Origin of the sequence: Pelagibacterium xiamenense, from assembly GCF_021166475.1 — a bacterium.
Taxonomy (GTDB): domain Bacteria; phylum Pseudomonadota; class Alphaproteobacteria; order Rhizobiales; family Devosiaceae; genus Pelagibacterium; species Pelagibacterium xiamenense.
Genome location: NZ_JAJOYS010000003.1, coordinates 128,714 through 142,707 on the forward strand (window position 1 = coordinate 128,714; position 13,994 = coordinate 142,707).

14 protein-coding genes are annotated in these 13,994 nt (G+C 60.5%); 7 read left to right on the top strand and 7 right to left on the bottom strand.

The window, feature by feature from the left end; all coding sequences use genetic code 11:
* Positions 1-3 precede the first annotated feature (3 nt).
* The 3 genes from LSG43_RS13325 (at position 4) to LSG43_RS13335 (ending at position 3,189) form a co-directional block, all read left to right on the top strand.
* Complete coding sequence (locus tag LSG43_RS13325; protein ID WP_231804999.1) at positions 4-1,137, top strand: amino acid ABC transporter permease; 1,134 nt, start codon at positions 4-6, stop codon at positions 1,135-1,137.
* Between the two features lie 6 nt (positions 1,138-1,143).
* Positions 1,144-1,938: an amino acid ABC transporter ATP-binding protein gene (locus LSG43_RS13330; protein WP_304622654.1), complete on the top strand. Its 795-nt coding sequence runs from the start codon at positions 1,144-1,146 to the stop codon at positions 1,936-1,938.
* Positions 1,939-2,145: 207 nt separating this feature from the next.
* The gene (locus LSG43_RS13335) at positions 2,146-3,189 is read left to right on the top strand and encodes an amino acid ABC transporter substrate-binding protein (RefSeq protein WP_231805001.1); all 1,044 of its coding nucleotides are present in this window, start codon (positions 2,146-2,148) and stop codon (positions 3,187-3,189) included.
* 8 nt (positions 3,190-3,197) lie between these two features.
* Here the strand turns inward: LSG43_RS13335 and LSG43_RS13340 are convergent, their stop codons facing one another.
* Positions 3,198-3,920, bottom strand: coding sequence for an ArsR/SmtB family transcription factor (locus tag LSG43_RS13340; RefSeq protein ID WP_231805004.1), 723 nt, complete (start codon positions 3,918-3,920; stop codon positions 3,198-3,200).
* A 70-nt stretch (positions 3,921-3,990) separates the two neighbouring features.
* Between LSG43_RS13340 and LSG43_RS13345 the strand changes: the two genes are divergently transcribed.
* Both LSG43_RS13345 and LSG43_RS13350 read left to right on the top strand, forming a co-directional pair.
* On the top strand, positions 3,991-4,206 hold the full coding sequence (locus LSG43_RS13345; protein WP_231805007.1) for a YjiS-like domain-containing protein: 216 nt from the start codon (positions 3,991-3,993) through the stop codon (positions 4,204-4,206).
* An 82-nt stretch (positions 4,207-4,288) separates the two neighbouring features.
* Entirely contained in the window at positions 4,289-4,627 is a 339-nt protein-coding gene (locus LSG43_RS13350; RefSeq protein ID WP_231805010.1) for an antibiotic biosynthesis monooxygenase family protein, read from the top strand.
* On the opposite strand, the gene LSG43_RS13355 is transcribed toward LSG43_RS13350, so the two are convergent.
* The 3 genes from LSG43_RS13355 to LSG43_RS13365 are packed head-to-tail and all read right to left on the bottom strand — an operon-like array spanning position 4,624 to position 7,854.
* Complete coding sequence (locus tag LSG43_RS13355; RefSeq protein WP_231805013.1) at positions 4,624-5,343, bottom strand: alanyl-tRNA editing protein; 720 nt, start codon at positions 5,341-5,343, stop codon at positions 4,624-4,626. The two genes, LSG43_RS13350 and LSG43_RS13355, sit on opposite strands and share 4 nt — an antisense overlap.
* 12 nt (positions 5,344-5,355) lie before the next feature.
* Positions 5,356-6,795, bottom strand: a complete 1,440-nt coding sequence (cls, locus tag LSG43_RS13360; RefSeq protein ID WP_231805016.1) for a cardiolipin synthase — start codon at positions 6,793-6,795, stop codon at positions 5,356-5,358.
* 12 nt (positions 6,796-6,807) lie between these two features.
* Positions 6,808-7,854 (bottom strand): cysteine synthase A, encoded by a 1,047-nt coding sequence (locus LSG43_RS13365; protein ID WP_231805019.1) that lies wholly within the window; start codon positions 7,852-7,854, stop codon positions 6,808-6,810.
* 414 nt (positions 7,855-8,268) lie between these two features.
* Here LSG43_RS13365 and cysD point away from each other — a divergent pair, with 414 nt between their 5' ends.
* On the top strand, positions 8,269-9,186 hold the full coding sequence (cysD, locus tag LSG43_RS13370) for a sulfate adenylyltransferase subunit CysD (RefSeq protein WP_231805022.1): 918 nt from the start codon (positions 8,269-8,271) through the stop codon (positions 9,184-9,186).
* Positions 9,186-11,078 carry a sulfate adenylyltransferase subunit CysN gene (gene cysN / locus LSG43_RS13375; RefSeq protein ID WP_231805026.1) on the top strand — a complete coding sequence of 631 codons (1,893 nt, stop codon included), beginning with the start codon at positions 9,186-9,188 and terminating at the stop codon, positions 11,076-11,078. The genes cysD and cysN overlap by 1 nt, the downstream gene beginning before the upstream one ends.
* Positions 11,079-11,083: 5 nt before the next feature.
* Here cysN and LSG43_RS13380 read toward each other — a convergent pair whose 3' ends face one another.
* The 3 genes from LSG43_RS13380 to LSG43_RS13390 form a co-directional block, all read right to left on the bottom strand.
* Positions 11,084-11,449, bottom strand: coding sequence for an ArsR/SmtB family transcription factor (locus tag LSG43_RS13380; RefSeq protein WP_231805029.1), 366 nt, complete (start codon positions 11,447-11,449; stop codon positions 11,084-11,086).
* A 77-nt stretch (positions 11,450-11,526) separates the two neighbouring features.
* Entirely contained in the window at positions 11,527-11,964 is a 438-nt protein-coding gene (locus LSG43_RS13385) for an SRPBCC family protein (protein ID WP_231805032.1), read from the bottom strand.
* 63 nt (positions 11,965-12,027) lie between these two features.
* A complete protein-coding gene (locus LSG43_RS13390; protein ID WP_231805035.1) occupies positions 12,028-13,992 on the bottom strand; it encodes a putative bifunctional diguanylate cyclase/phosphodiesterase in 1,965 nt (654 codons plus the stop codon).
* Positions 13,993-13,994 lie beyond the last annotated feature (2 nt).

The following is a 13,994-nucleotide window of genomic DNA, read 5'->3' on the forward strand; positions in this document are numbered from 1 at the left end:
AAGATGACACAATCTTATTTCGTACGCAGCGAGATGCAGGAGGCTCTGCCGCCTCCAGGGCAGACGACCGGGATCGTGGCGTGGGCTCGCGCCAACCTGTTCTCTTCGCCGGGCAATACGCTCATGACCCTTCTGGGTTTTGCCTTCATCGCCTGGATCGTGCCACCGCTCTACGACTTCTTTATTGCCCGGGCCGTCTTCACCGACCCCGAGCAATTGCGGGGTGCCGCGTGCCGGATCGAAGACGTCGGGGCATGCTGGATCTTTGTGAAGGCCCGCTTCCAGTTCTTCATTTACGGATTTTACCCGGACGATCAGATCTGGCGGGTCAATTTGATGTTCGTTTTGGGCGTCATCCTTCTGATCCCGCTGTTGGTCCCAAAGGCCCCATTTACCCGTACTGCAGCGCTCTTGTTCTTCCTTGTCTACCCGGTCGTGAGCTATTTCCTGATGACCGGCGGCGTCTTCGGCCTAAGCGTTGTCCCATCCGCGGAATGGGGCGGGTTAACACTGACACTCATTATCGCGTTCGTCGGCATCATCGCCTCATTGCCCATCGGCATTCTGCTTGCCCTCGGGCGGCAGTCGAAACTGCCCGCGGTGAAGTTGTTCAGCGTGGCCTTTATTGAGCTTTGGCGCGCCGTCCCGTTGATCACGGTGTTGTTCATGGCCTCGGTGATGTTCCCGCTGTTTATGCCGCGAGGAATCGACCCGGACACGCTGCTCAGGGCCATTATCGGCATCATTTTCTTTGAGTCGGCCTATATGGCCGAGGTGGTCCGTGGAGGCTTGCAGGCCATACCGCGCGGGCAGTACGAAGCCGCTAACGCTCTGGGTTTGAGCAAAGTTAAGACGATGGTCTTCATCATCTTGCCACAGGCGCTCAAGCACGTCATTCCAGGCATCGTGAATACCTTCATAGCCCTGTTTAAGGACACCTCGCTCGTCTCGATTATCGGTATATTCGAGCTCTTGCGCGCCGTCCGTTCGGCCGGTGCCGATCCGAACTGGATTTCGCCGACAATGGCTGTAACCGGCTACGTCTTTGCCGGCTTTATCTTCTGGGTGTTCTGCTTCGGCATGTCCCGCTATTCAATCTATATGGAAAACCGGCTGCACACCGGACATAAGAGGTAATTGATCATGTCAACCGATATGGAAACGGTTCCGCACGCCGATCGCACCAAGATGACCGTGTCCGACACGGACGTCGCCGTTGAAATCAACAAAATGAACAAGTGGTACGGCGATTTTCATGTCCTGCGCGACATCAATCTCAAGGTCATGCGTGGCGAGCGCATCGTGATTGCCGGCCCCTCGGGGTCCGGAAAATCAACACTGATCCGCTGCATCAACCGGCTCGAGGAGCATCAGGACGGCGACATCATCGTCGACGATATCGAACTGACCGACGATTTGCGTCGTGTCGACGAGGTCCGGCGGGAAGTAGGGATGGTGTTCCAGCACTTTAACCTGTTCCCGCACCTTACGGTCTTGCAGAATCTGACATTGGCGCCGATCTGGGTGCGCGGCACGCCAAAGGTCGAAGCCGAAGAAATGGCGATGAAATATCTCGAGCGCGTCAAAATTCCCGAGCAGGCCAGCAAGTTCCCCGGTCAGTTGTCTGGTGGCCAGCAGCAGCGCGTCGCCATTGCGCGCTCGCTGTGCATGAACCCCAAGATCATGCTGTTCGACGAGCCGACTTCGGCGCTCGATCCGGAAATGATCAAGGAAGTGCTCGACGTCATGGTGCAACTCGCCGAGGACGGTATGACCATGCTGTGCGTAACCCACGAAATGGGCTTCGCGCGCCAGGTGGCCAACCGGGTGATCTTCATGGATCAGGGACAGATTATCGAGGAGAACGAACCGGAAGAGTTTTTCTCGAACCCGCAGCACGAGCGGACCAAGCTGTTCCTGAGCCAGATACTCCATTAAAAGCTGGGTGCCACAAAAGTGTCGAGGCGGCGGCGTATGACCATGCCCGCCGCCTCTGTCTTGTTGGAAAGGTTTCGTCCGGCTTGACCCTCGAACGGGTCGTGCGAATATGGCGTCGAGAGAGGGAGGGGTGCCCCCGGGGCCGGAATCGTCTTGCAAGTGCTGTGGTTGAGTATGCGTCGTCTGGCCCGGGCCGGAACCCTTGTCATGTTATGTGCCTTCGCGGCCGCTGGCCTTCCAGCCGGTGCGCAGGAGAGTGGCGACGGCGAGGGTGTGCCCGCCGCCAGCACGCCGTTTACGATATCGACGCTCGAAACCGTACGCGCGCGGGGTTATGTCATCTGCGCGACATCCCAGCCCATGGCCGGATTCGCTCAGGTGAGTTCCGAAGGACTTTGGTCTGGCTTTGACGTCGACATATGCCGCGGGGTCGCCGCGGCGGTTTTCGGCGATCCCTCGCGGGTCGAATTCCGTCCGCTTTCGGGCACCAGCCGCTTCGCCCATCTTGCGCTTGGCGAGGTGGATCTCCTCGCGCGGAATGCTCCCTGGACGATGATGCGCGATACGGCCTACGGCGCGAGCTATGCCGCGACGTCCTTCTATGATGGCCAGGCCTTCATGGTGCCCGATAGCCTTGGCGTGGTCTCGGCCTATGAGCTCGACGACGTTACCGTCTGCGTCGCCTCGGGCGGGGAGGCGCTTGCGCGGGTCAACGAGTTCTTTTTCGATATTCAGGGCAGTTTCGATGAGGTGCTCTATGAGGACCGCGAAGATCTCGCCGTTGCATACCGCTCAGGCCAGTGCGACGCGATCTCCGCGTCTGCAAGCTGGTTGCACGGCGTCAGGCGCACGCTGCCCGAACCCGGCACCCACCGCATTCTGCCCGAACGCCTGAGCAAAGAGCCTTACGGCCCGGTGGTGCGCTCGGGCGACACGCAATGGTTCACGATCGTGCGCTGGGTGGTCCTTGCGATGATCAATGCCGAGGAACTGGGCGTCACATCCGTCAATGTCGAGTCCATGCTTTCGGCGCGCGCGCCCGCGATCCGCTCACTGCTCGGTCTCGAAGGTGATTTCGGAACGCCACTGGGGCTGTCGCAAACCTGGATGCGGGATGTCGTCAGCGGCGTCGGTAACTATGGCGAAGTCTATGCGCGCCACTTTGGCCCCGATACGGGCACGCCCCTCCTCAGGGGGCAGAACGCGCTATGGATCAATGGCGGATTGATGTTCGCTCCGCCGTTCAACTAGCTGTCCTTTCAGGGCCCCTGTTCGGTGCCGGAAACAACCGGCGCTTCACCCTTATGCCGCAGCATGGCGTTGAAGGCCATGCGGCCTTGCGGCGTAAACCGGACGATCCGGCTTGCTTTGTCGCGCCGGACCCATGCCTTCGCAATCAACCCCTCGAGCATTGCAGCCCCGAGGCCGCCGGCGAGGTGCGCGCGACGCACACTCCAGTCCAGGCACGTCCGGCACACCGGCCGCCGCTTTTTACGGAGAGCGGCGAGGTCGACCCCGAATGCCGCAAAGAACTCGGCGCCTGCTAGCGTTATGTCCGGCACATCCCCGTCGACCCGGAGAAAGCCCCGGACAACGAATGCTTCGAACATCGAGACACCCGCCTCGCCCGCGAGGTGATCGTAACATACGCGCGCCTCGCGCATCGCCGTGTCCCGTGGACCGGGCAGAACCTTTTTCGGCCCCAGGACCGCGGCGACACCCATGATCGTTTCGAGCATTTCGGCAACCTGATGATCCGTCAGGGCATAGTATCGGTTCCGGCCTTGCCGCGTTAAGCGCATAAGCCCGCCATCGGTGAGCTTGGCGAGATGCGCACTCGCCGTCGGCAGCGTAACGCCGGCTTCGAGCGCCAATTCGCTGGCCGTCAGCGCACCGCCGTTCATGAGCGCAGCGAGCATGTTCGCCCGAGCCGGGTCGCCGACGAGACTGCCGATCTGCGAAAGGTCCGTACCTGCTTTCATGGTTCGACCGTATCCAAACTATTTGCGCCATCCAATTGCTAATCTTGTTACAACGACAAGGAGCAAACCGATGGCCAAGATAATAAAAACGACGCTGGTATTCCCCTTGCCGGCACGCACGGCTCGTTGGCGCTCGGTCCGCGCCACTCTGAGCGGCATTGCCTGGGCATGTGCCCGCCGTCGGCAACGTCGCCGTCTCTCCGAACTCAGCGATCAGTTGCTCGCCGATATCGGCCTTTCGCGCGACATCGTATGCGAGCGCGCAAGGCCGTATTGGCGATCCTAGCCCAAGTCTGGCTCAGTTATTTTTATGGAGAACGAACAATGCAGGCATGCCACGACAGATACGATGCCGGGAGTGACGCACAATGATCGCAGTCATTTTTGAGGTTCAGCCGGCCCACGACCGCCTTAACGACTATCTGGACATCGCCGCCGATCTGAGGCCGCTGCTCGACGGCATCGATGGTTTTCTCTCGATCGAGCGGTTCCAGAGTCTCGCCGATCCCACCCGCATCCTTTCGCTGTCTTTTTGGCGCGACGAAGAGGCGGTCGCGGCCTGGCGCAATATGCCTGAGCACCGCACGGCCCAGCGGGCAGGGCGGGGTGGTATCTTCGCCGGTTACCGGTTACGCATCGCTCACGTCGTACGCGACTACGGCATGTTCGAGCGCGCCGAGACGCCGGAGGATAGTCGCGGCGTCTAGGCAAACAGCAAGCTGACGCGCCGGTTCTGCTTGCCCTTCTTTTCCACTTTGCCGATCGTGACCGGGCCGATTTCTGCGGTCGACGCCACATGTGTCCCGCCGCAGGGTTGCAGGTCGATTGTCTCGTCGGGTGTTCCGATTCGAATGAGCCGCACACGTCCCTGACCTGCAGGAGGCTTGACTTTCATCGTCTTGACCATCCCCGGATTGGCCGCAAGCTGCGCGTCCGTGATCCACTCCGCCGCGATCGGATAATCCTCTTTTATCCAAGTGTTGAGCTGAGCTTCGAGCGCTTTGAGGTCCTCGGGCACCTCGGGCATGTCGAAATCGAGCCGCCCCTTGTCGGTGCCCACCGACCCACCGGTGACAGGAAACGGGAACGCCACCGAAAGCAGATGCAATGCCGAATGCATCCGCATGAGCCTGTACCGTCGCTCCCAGTCGAGCGCCAGCACGACAGCGTCGCCCTGCCGTGGCAGGACGCCGTCGGCCAGATGCGCGATCTGTGTCTTGTCGCCGTCCGGGTGGATCGTCCCGGAGATCGCAAGGGTGGAGCCGTCCGGCAACCTCATCGTTCCGGTGTCGCCCGGCTGGCCACCCGAGGTCGCGTAGAAAACGGTGCGGTCGAGAACCACTCCATTTTCTGGCGTCGCCGAAACGACCCGAGCGGGGGCCTCGCGCGCGTACGGATCGTCTCGAAAGAGGAACTCGGTCATGGCCAGCCTCGCTCAAAGAATTGGAGATAGTAGCCGCGCGCCCTGGCACGCCAGTCGGAAAAAGAAATTGCGCTGCCGCAGATGCTGCTCGGTCGTAAGAACGGACTCTTCAAAGTCCGTCTCCAGCATCTGTTCGACGCTTCGGACCATGTCCTGTCCGGTGAACCAGAGTGTGACTTCGAAATTGATATTGAACGAACGGTAGTCGAAGTTCACGGTCCCGACGCCGGCAATCTCATCGTCGCACAGAATGACCTTCTGATGCAGGAATCCACCCGCATATCTATAGACCTTGATCCCGTGCGCGACCATCTGATCGGCATGCGAATAGCTCGCCAGCCACACGAGCAGATGATCCGCCTTCTCCGGGAGCAGAATGCGCACCTCGACCCCGCGCATCGCAGCGGCGAAAAGCGCGGTCTGCATTTCGATCCCCGGCACGAAATAGGGGCTTACGATCCATAGCCGCTTGCGCGCCCGGGACAGCACTTCGGAGAACGCGATCGAACAGTCCTCGAGTGTGTCGGCCGGACCCGTCGGCATTACGAGAATCGGCTCGTCCCCCGGCGTCGGAATTTCTTTGGGGAACTGCAGCGGCAGCTCCGACCCAGTCGCCCAGTGCCAATCCTCCATGAATACGAGTGCGCACGCGAGCGCTGCCGGCCCCGAGACATGCACATGCGTATCCCGCCAGCGCCCGAACCTGGGGTCGAGGCCGAGATATTCGTTGCCGACATTGTGCCCGCCGATCCAGGCTTCCTTGCCGTCGACAACGACGCACTTGCGATGATTACGGTAGTTGATCCGGGCGGGGCCGTAGAACCGAAGGAACGGATGCCGGTGATTGAACGAAAAGACGGCAATCCCGGCATCGCGAAGCCTTTGCTTGTAGCGCGCGGGAAGCTGATAGCTTCCCGCGTCGTCGTAAAGCACGTACACCTTGACGCCCGCCTCGGCGCGCGCGATCAGCGCGTCGGCGAACCGCTGCCCAAGACTGTCGTCGCGGATAATATAGAACTGCACGAGAATGTAGGTCTCGGCGCGCGCTATCCCGTCGAAAATCGACGCGAAGGTTTCGTCTCCGTCAACGAGCAGGTTCGCTGCATTGCCGAACAGAAACGGAAGCTCGGCCACGTTGGTGAGGACCGGCCAGTCGCTACCCGTACTCCTGTCGACGATGCGCAATTCCTGCGAGCGCGCCGGCCGCCACCCGCGGCCCGAATGCGTCTGGGTTTCCGCATAATCGTCGAAAAGTTTCCAGCCGAAGACCAGGTAGACGAACGTTGTCGGGAAAGGCAGCAGGGCCAGCGACAACAGCCACGCGATCGTCCCCTGAGATGTACGCGAATTCATGATTTCGCGCACGGCGCAGATCAGGGCGAGGCCGTAATTGGCGATATACAGCGTCGCAATGAAGCTGAAATTATCGAGAAACGCGCGTCCTAGATCCACGACTACCCGATCTTATTCTTCGCGCTCCATGACCGCGCCGACATCGACGCTCGGAGCCGCCTCGAGCCATTCGGGCACCGGCAGGTCCTTGCCGCGCAGGAAGCCGGGATTGAAGAGCTTGGACTGATAGCGGTTGCCATAATCGCACAACATGGTGACGATCGTCTTGCCTGGTCCCATCTCCCGCGCCATTCGGACGGCGCCCGCGATATTGATGGCCGATGAACCGCCCAGGCACAACCCTTCTTCTTCGATCAGGTCGAAGATGTAGGGCAGGGCCTCTTTGTCGGAAATCTGATGGGCCTGATCCACCTCGAGATCGGTGAGATTGGCTGTGATCCGGCCCTGTCCGATGCCTTCGGTAATCGATGAGCCGGAGGATTTGAGCTCGCCCGTCGTATAATAGCTGTAGAGCGCGGCGCCCTCGGGATCGGCGATCCCGATCTGGATATTCTTGTTCCGCTCTTTGAGCGCGATCGCCACACCGCCGAGCGTTCCACCCGAGCCCACAGCACAGATGAACCCGTCGACCTTGCCGCCGGTCTGCTCGAAAATTTCCGGACCCGTCGTTTCGACGTGCGCCTGCCGGTTGACGACATTGTCGAACTGGTTGGCCCACACGGCGCCTCCGGGTAATTCGCCTGCGAGCTTCTCTGCAAGCCTGCCGGAAACCTTCACGTAATTGTTGGGGTTCCGGTACGGCTTGGCGGGCACCTCGATCAGTTCCGCTCCGGCGAGCCTGATCGCGTCCTTTTTTTCCTGACTCTGCGTCTCGGGGATGACGATAACGGTTTTGAACCCCAGGGCATTGCCAACAAGCGCCAGCCCGATCCCGGTGTTGCCCGCCGTACCCTCGACGATGGTGCCGCCCGGCCCGAGCGCCCCACGCGCGATCGCGTCGCGGATGATATAAAGCGCGGCCCGGTCTTTGACCGACTGTCCGGGGTTGAGGAATTCGGCCTTGCCCCAGATCTCGCATCCCGTTGCATCGGAAGCTTTGTTGAGCCGGATCAACGGCGTATTGCCGATAGCAGCGGTGATGTCGGAATATCGGTTCATGGCGGGACTATGATGTTTCGTGTTCGTGGTTGCCAGAGAGTAGTGTCGGCCCAACCGGGCGGCAAGCCATAACCGGTTCATACGCCAAGGCATTTCCTCTCCCGGGCGAATGGCGCAACGCCGTGCCGCATTCGGCAAAAAGCACAGAACCCAATGCTCAAGGTTGAGGCGGCGCGCCCATTGCGGAGCCTGTGACAGGGGTCTCCTAAGGCTTGAAAAACTTTTCTCCCCGAGTGCGGGCGCGCCGTACCGCTTGGCGCGGAAACCGGATCGTGCGGAATAGGTTGACTGGCCTTTTCCGCTCGGCGAAATCGCGTCGTTGTCGGAGGGGGCGTCATGCCAAAACCTCCTTGTTTGCTGAGGATTGGGGGCGTATCTCCCTTTGCTCAGCGATGCTTCTAACCAGGACATGCAATGTCAGCCCCAGTTCCTCCGCGTCTTTCGCACCTTCAGCGCCTCGAATCCGAGAGCATAGAGATATTCCGTGAGGTTGCTGCGAGTTTCGAGCGGCCTGTGATGATGTATTCGATCGGCAAGGATTCGAGCGTTCTGCTGCATTTGGCGCGCAAGGCGTTTTATCCTTCGCGCATTCCGTTTCCGCTACTGCACATCGACACGACCTGGAAGTTTCGCGAAATGATCGCCTTCCGCGACCGGATGGCGGAGGAGTATGGGTTCGAGTTGCGCGTGCACACAAATGCCGAAGGGGTGGCCAACAACATCAACCCGTTCGACCACGGCTCGGCACGCTATACCGACATCATGAAGACGCAGGCGCTGCGTCAGGCGCTGGCGGCAGGACAGTACGACGCGGCCATCGGCGGGGCGCGGCGCGACGAGGAGAAGTCGCGCGCCAAGGAGCGTGTGTTCTCGCACCGCAACGCCAATTTCGCCTGGGACCCCAAGAACCAGCGCCCCGAGCTCTGGCGTGTCTACAACACCCGGCTCAACCCTGGCGAGTCGATGCGCGTGTTCCCGCTCTCGAACTGGACCGAGCTCGACATCTGGACCTATATCTACGCCGAGGATATCCCCATCGTGCCGCTCTACTTTGCGCGTCCGCGCCCGGTGGTCGAGCGTTCGGGCACGCTGATCATGGTCGACGACGACCGCTTCCGCCTCGCCGACGGGGAAACCCCGCGCGAGGAGGTGGTGCGCTTCAGGACGCTGGGTTGCTATCCTTTGACCGGCGCCATTCCCTCTCAGGCGGCGACGCTGCCCGAGATCATCATGGAAATGCAGGCCTCGCGTACCTCCGAACGCGAAGGGCGGCTGATCGACAGCGACCAGGTCGGCTCGATGGAAAAGAAGAAACAGGAAGGGTACTTCTGATGACCCAGTTGGCCCCCCAGGCGACCGCCGACACCGATATCGAACTCTGGCTGGCCCAGCAGACCGAGAAATCTCTACTGCGCTTTCTAACCTGCGGCAGTGTCGACGACGGCAAATCGACGCTCATTGGTCGGCTGCTCTACGACAGCCAGCTCATTCTCGACGACCAACTCGCGAGTTTGAAGAAGGAAAGCCACAACCGCCACGTCGGCGACGAGGGCATCGACTTCTCGCTGCTCGTGGATGGGCTCGTGGCCGAGCGTGAGCAGGGCATCACCATCGACGTCGCCTACCGCTTCTTTTCCACCGACAAGCGCAAGTTCATCGTCGCCGACACCCCCGGCCACGAACAGTACACCCGCAACATGGCCACCGGCGCCTCCAACGCCGACCTGGCGCTGCTGCTGATCGACGCGCGCAAGGGCATCCTCACCCAGACCAAACGCCACAGCTTCATCCTCTCGCTCATCGGGGTTAAGCACGTAGTGCTGGTGGTCAACAAGATCGACCTCGTCGGCTACGACAAGGCCACCTTCGAAGCCATTGAGGCCGAATACAGGCAATTCGCCCGGGACCTCGGCTTCGAGAGCTTCAAGGCGATCCCGGTGTCGGCGCTCAAGGGCGACAACATCGTCGCCAATTCGCCACGCACACCATGGTACGCCGATACCCCGCTGCTGCCTTATCTTGAGGCGATCCAGGTCGATAAAGACCGGAGCGAAGCTCCGTTCCGTTTCCCCGTGCAGTGGGTCAACCGCCCCGATCTCGATTTCCGCGGCTTTTCGGGCACGGTGGCCGCGGGTACGGTCAAAGTCGGCGACGACGTGCTGGTTGCCGCGTCGAAAAAGCCCGCCAAGGTCAAAGAGATCGTCACAATGGACGGCAAGCTTGACCGTGCCATCGCCGGGCAGGCGGTGACCCTGGTGCTCGACCGCGAGATCGACATCTCGCGTGGCGACGTCTTGAGTCATCCGGGCGAGACGCCGGACTATTCCAACCAGTTCCAGGCCGAGCTTGTATGGATGGCAGAGGAGCCAGCCTATCCCGGGCGCTCCTATCTCTTGAAGCTGGGTAGCCAGCTGGTGCCCGCGACGATCACCGACCTCAAGCACCGCACCAACGTCAACACGCTCGAAAAGAGTGCCGCCAAGAGCCTCGAGCTCAACGCGGTCGGCACCGTGACACTGGCTACCGACCGCCCCGTCGCCTTCGATCCCTATGGTGAGAACGGCGCGACCGGTGGCTTCATCCTCATCGACCGGATCTCCAATACTACGCTTGGTGCCGGCACCATCGCCTTCGGGCTGCGCCGGGCGCACAACCTTTCCTACCAGGCCTTCGACGTCAATCGCGACGTCCGCGCGCAGATGAAGGGGCAGACCCCGCGCATTGTATGGTTCACCGGGCTCTCGGGCTCGGGCAAGTCGACCGTCGCCAACCTTCTTGAAAAACGCATCACCGCCGAGGGCAAGCACGCTTATATCCTCGACGGCGATAACGTCCGGCACGGTCTCAACAAGGATCTGGGTTTCACCGACGCGGCGCGGGTGGAGAATATCCGCCGGGTCGCCGAGGTGGCGCGGCTGATGGCCGATGCCGGCCTGATCGTTTTGGTCTCGTTCATCTCGCCGTTCAAGAACGAACGCCGCATGGCGCGCGAGATTGCAGGCGACATCGATTTCATCGAGGCCTATGTCGACACCCCGCTGGCGGTCTGCGAACAGCGCGACCCCAAGGGGCTCTACGCCCGGGCGAGGAGCGGCGAGATCAAGAACTTCACCGGCATCGACAGCCCCTTCGAAGCCCCCGAACGCGCCGACATCACCCTCAAGGGTGCCGATGAAACCCCCGAACAGATGGCCGAAGCCCTCTACGCAAAAATCTTCGGGTAGGGGACCTAGCCGAAGAGGTCGAGCGTGCGCTCGGCCTCTGGTTTGGGTTTGGCTCTGGGTGCCTTCGGCACGGGTCGTTCGTCAGGCGGCTTGGCGGCTTCAGGGAGCGCAGGAGGGCTGGGCCGATAGCGCAGCACCCAGTCGACGACGGAGGCAAGTCCCTCGGCTTTAAGCGTATAGAACCGCCTCTGTTTGTCCGCGCGCACCGCTACGAGCCCGGCATCGCGGAGCACCTTGAGGTGCTGCGAAATCGCGGGCTGGCTCACATTCGGAAACGCGGCAACAAAGGCGCCCGCCGGGTACTCCCCCTGACGCATCATGTCGAGCATTGCACGACGGGTCGGATCGGCAATAACGGCAAAAATATCCATAAGAAGCGCTTTATATAAGCGCCGTTCAAAGGCAAGCGGGTACGATGCCGGACCCTCGCTTTACTGTGGATAGCCCGCTACTCGAGGAGCTCGGCGAGTTCGCCGATAGCCGCATCCCAGGCTTCGATGGAAAATATCCGGGACTCCGCATCCTTGTGCGCCTCGGCCTCTTCGGTGAGCGTGATCTCGGTCCGGCCTTCGCCAATATCCTTGAAAACAACAGTCAGCACCGACTGCTCGATGTCTTCGTTCTCGCCCTGGTAGTGCCAGCGTTCGACGAGCTTGGATTCGGGCTCGTAGACGAGCACTGTTCCACTCACCACATGCACCGCCTCGGGATCGTCGGCATCCACCGTTTCGAACCGGAAGGCGCCGCCCTCGAACGGCTCGAAGCTCACCTTTTCCGCTTGCCACTGCTCAAGCAGGGCAGGGTCGGTCCACGCGGCGAACAGCTCTTCGGCCGGCACGTCGATCGTCCGCGTGAGGGTAATGCTGGTTTCAGAATCCGTGTCCATGAGCAGGCGTTCTCCAACTTCACCGTTCCCTATTGCCCGCATGGGTGCTGGTCAAGCGGCAGCTCAGGTGTTGGCAGCCTGCTCATTTGCCGAATAGGTAGCCAGATAGCTCTCGATACCTTCCACCGGCAAGGGTTTTGCAAACAAATACCCCTGAACGAAGTAGGCGCCCATTTCGCCAACAGCTGCGAGCTGTCCGGTGGTCTCGATCCCTTCAACGATGCAATCTACCCCGAGGTTTCGGCATAACCCGATGATGGACTTGACCACATTGCGGCTGGTTTCGTTCGTTTCGATCTTGGTTATGAAGCTCCGGTCAATCTTGATCTTGTCGAGCGGCAGAAGGTGTACGTGAGAAAGGCTCGAATAGCCGCTGCCGAAATCGTCAAGTGCGATCATGATGCCAAGCGCGCGTAGACGGCCGAGCGCCGCACAGGCTTGGTCGAAATCACGCATGACCGCCGTTTCGGTAATTTCGAGATCGATGCGGGACGGGGCGACGCCACTTTGTTCTATGATACCTATGAGCCTCTCGACGGCATCCGGCGATGCAATATCGTATGCCGATAGGTTGAAAGACAGCCCCACATTTTCAGGCCATGTCTTCATTTCCCTCAAGGCACGGCGCAGTAGGCGCGTGCTGAATGTAGAGATCAGGCCAGCGCGCTCGGCTACAGGAATAAACTCGCCAGGCGACACAGGCCCGAGGCTGGGACTTGTCCAGCGCGCAAGCGCCTCGAAAGCCGATGGCTGCCCCGCGCGTATATCCTGAATGGGTTGGAAAATTAGGCTGAATTCCGAGTCGAAATCGGCTTTTCGCAGCGCTTGCTCGATCATGCCGTTACGACGCATCTGCATTTCGTGGCTTTGCGAGAAAACCGCTACTTGTCCACGGGTATTGGCCTTTGCGTGATAAAGCGCGCAATCGGCGCGCTCGAGGATGTGTGCCGGTGCGTCCTCGGCACCGCGTGCCGTCGCAAAGCCGATCGTGCCCGATATCTGTACGGTGCCCTCGGCAAGCCGGAAGGGGTCGGCGAGAAGGTCGCACACGGTGCGGCCGAACCTCTCAATCGCTTCCTGAGACGTTATTCCATCCATTATGATGCCGAATTCGTCCCCGCCAAGCCGGGCGATAAGTACGTCATCTGTCGAAAGGCCGCTCAGCCGCCGTCCAACCTCGAAGAGAATCCGGTCGCCGGCGGCATGGCCATAAAGGTCGTTCACCGGTTTGAAGCCGTCGAGATCGAGGACGCCAACCGCAAATTGGCCAAACTGAGCGTCCCCATCGGTGCGGCGCGCCAATGAAGTGAAAAAGCTGCGCCTGTTGGGCAGGTCTGTCAGGCTATCCATATTGGCGAGCCGCAAATTCTCGTCCACCAACCGCTGCGTTTCCGCCTGTTTGGCAACCAATGCTTTCTGGGTTTCAATGAGATTGGCGAAATCTCGGTAATTGGTCTGCAGCATGTAGATCAATCCGCCGGCCACGAGGCAGACATTGAGCGCCATCGCGACAAAGACAGGGTTGCCGCTGAATCCGAAAAACAGGGTGTAGGCGGGAATAACGATCAGCGTAATGGTGAGCGCCGCCGCCCGCATATGCATCAGACACAGAATGATGCATATCACCGTCACTGCCATAAAGAAGGGCACGAAGCTCTGCGCATAGGCATCGCCATATGGATAGAGCATCAACGCCCACGAGGTGAAACCGATACCCAGAATAAAGGAAAACCGGATTGTTCCCCGGAGCATACCGACGATCTCGGCGTAGCTCAGGGTCTTGTTCCGCAGTCGCCACCATTTCATGAAGCGGAACAGTGCGCCGGCATAAAGCGCCAGAGGTACCCATATGGTCAAATAGTCCGGCGCGGTGCCAAGGTGAGTGATGGCGAGAGCAGCCGTGTTTATGACCAGTACGAAATAAAGCAGCGGCACCTGGCGCGAAAACGCGCGCGCCTGCGAGCGCATGAGTTCTCGGTTGTGCACAGGTATCGAGAACAACGCTGCAATTTTACGTGCCAGCTGCATCC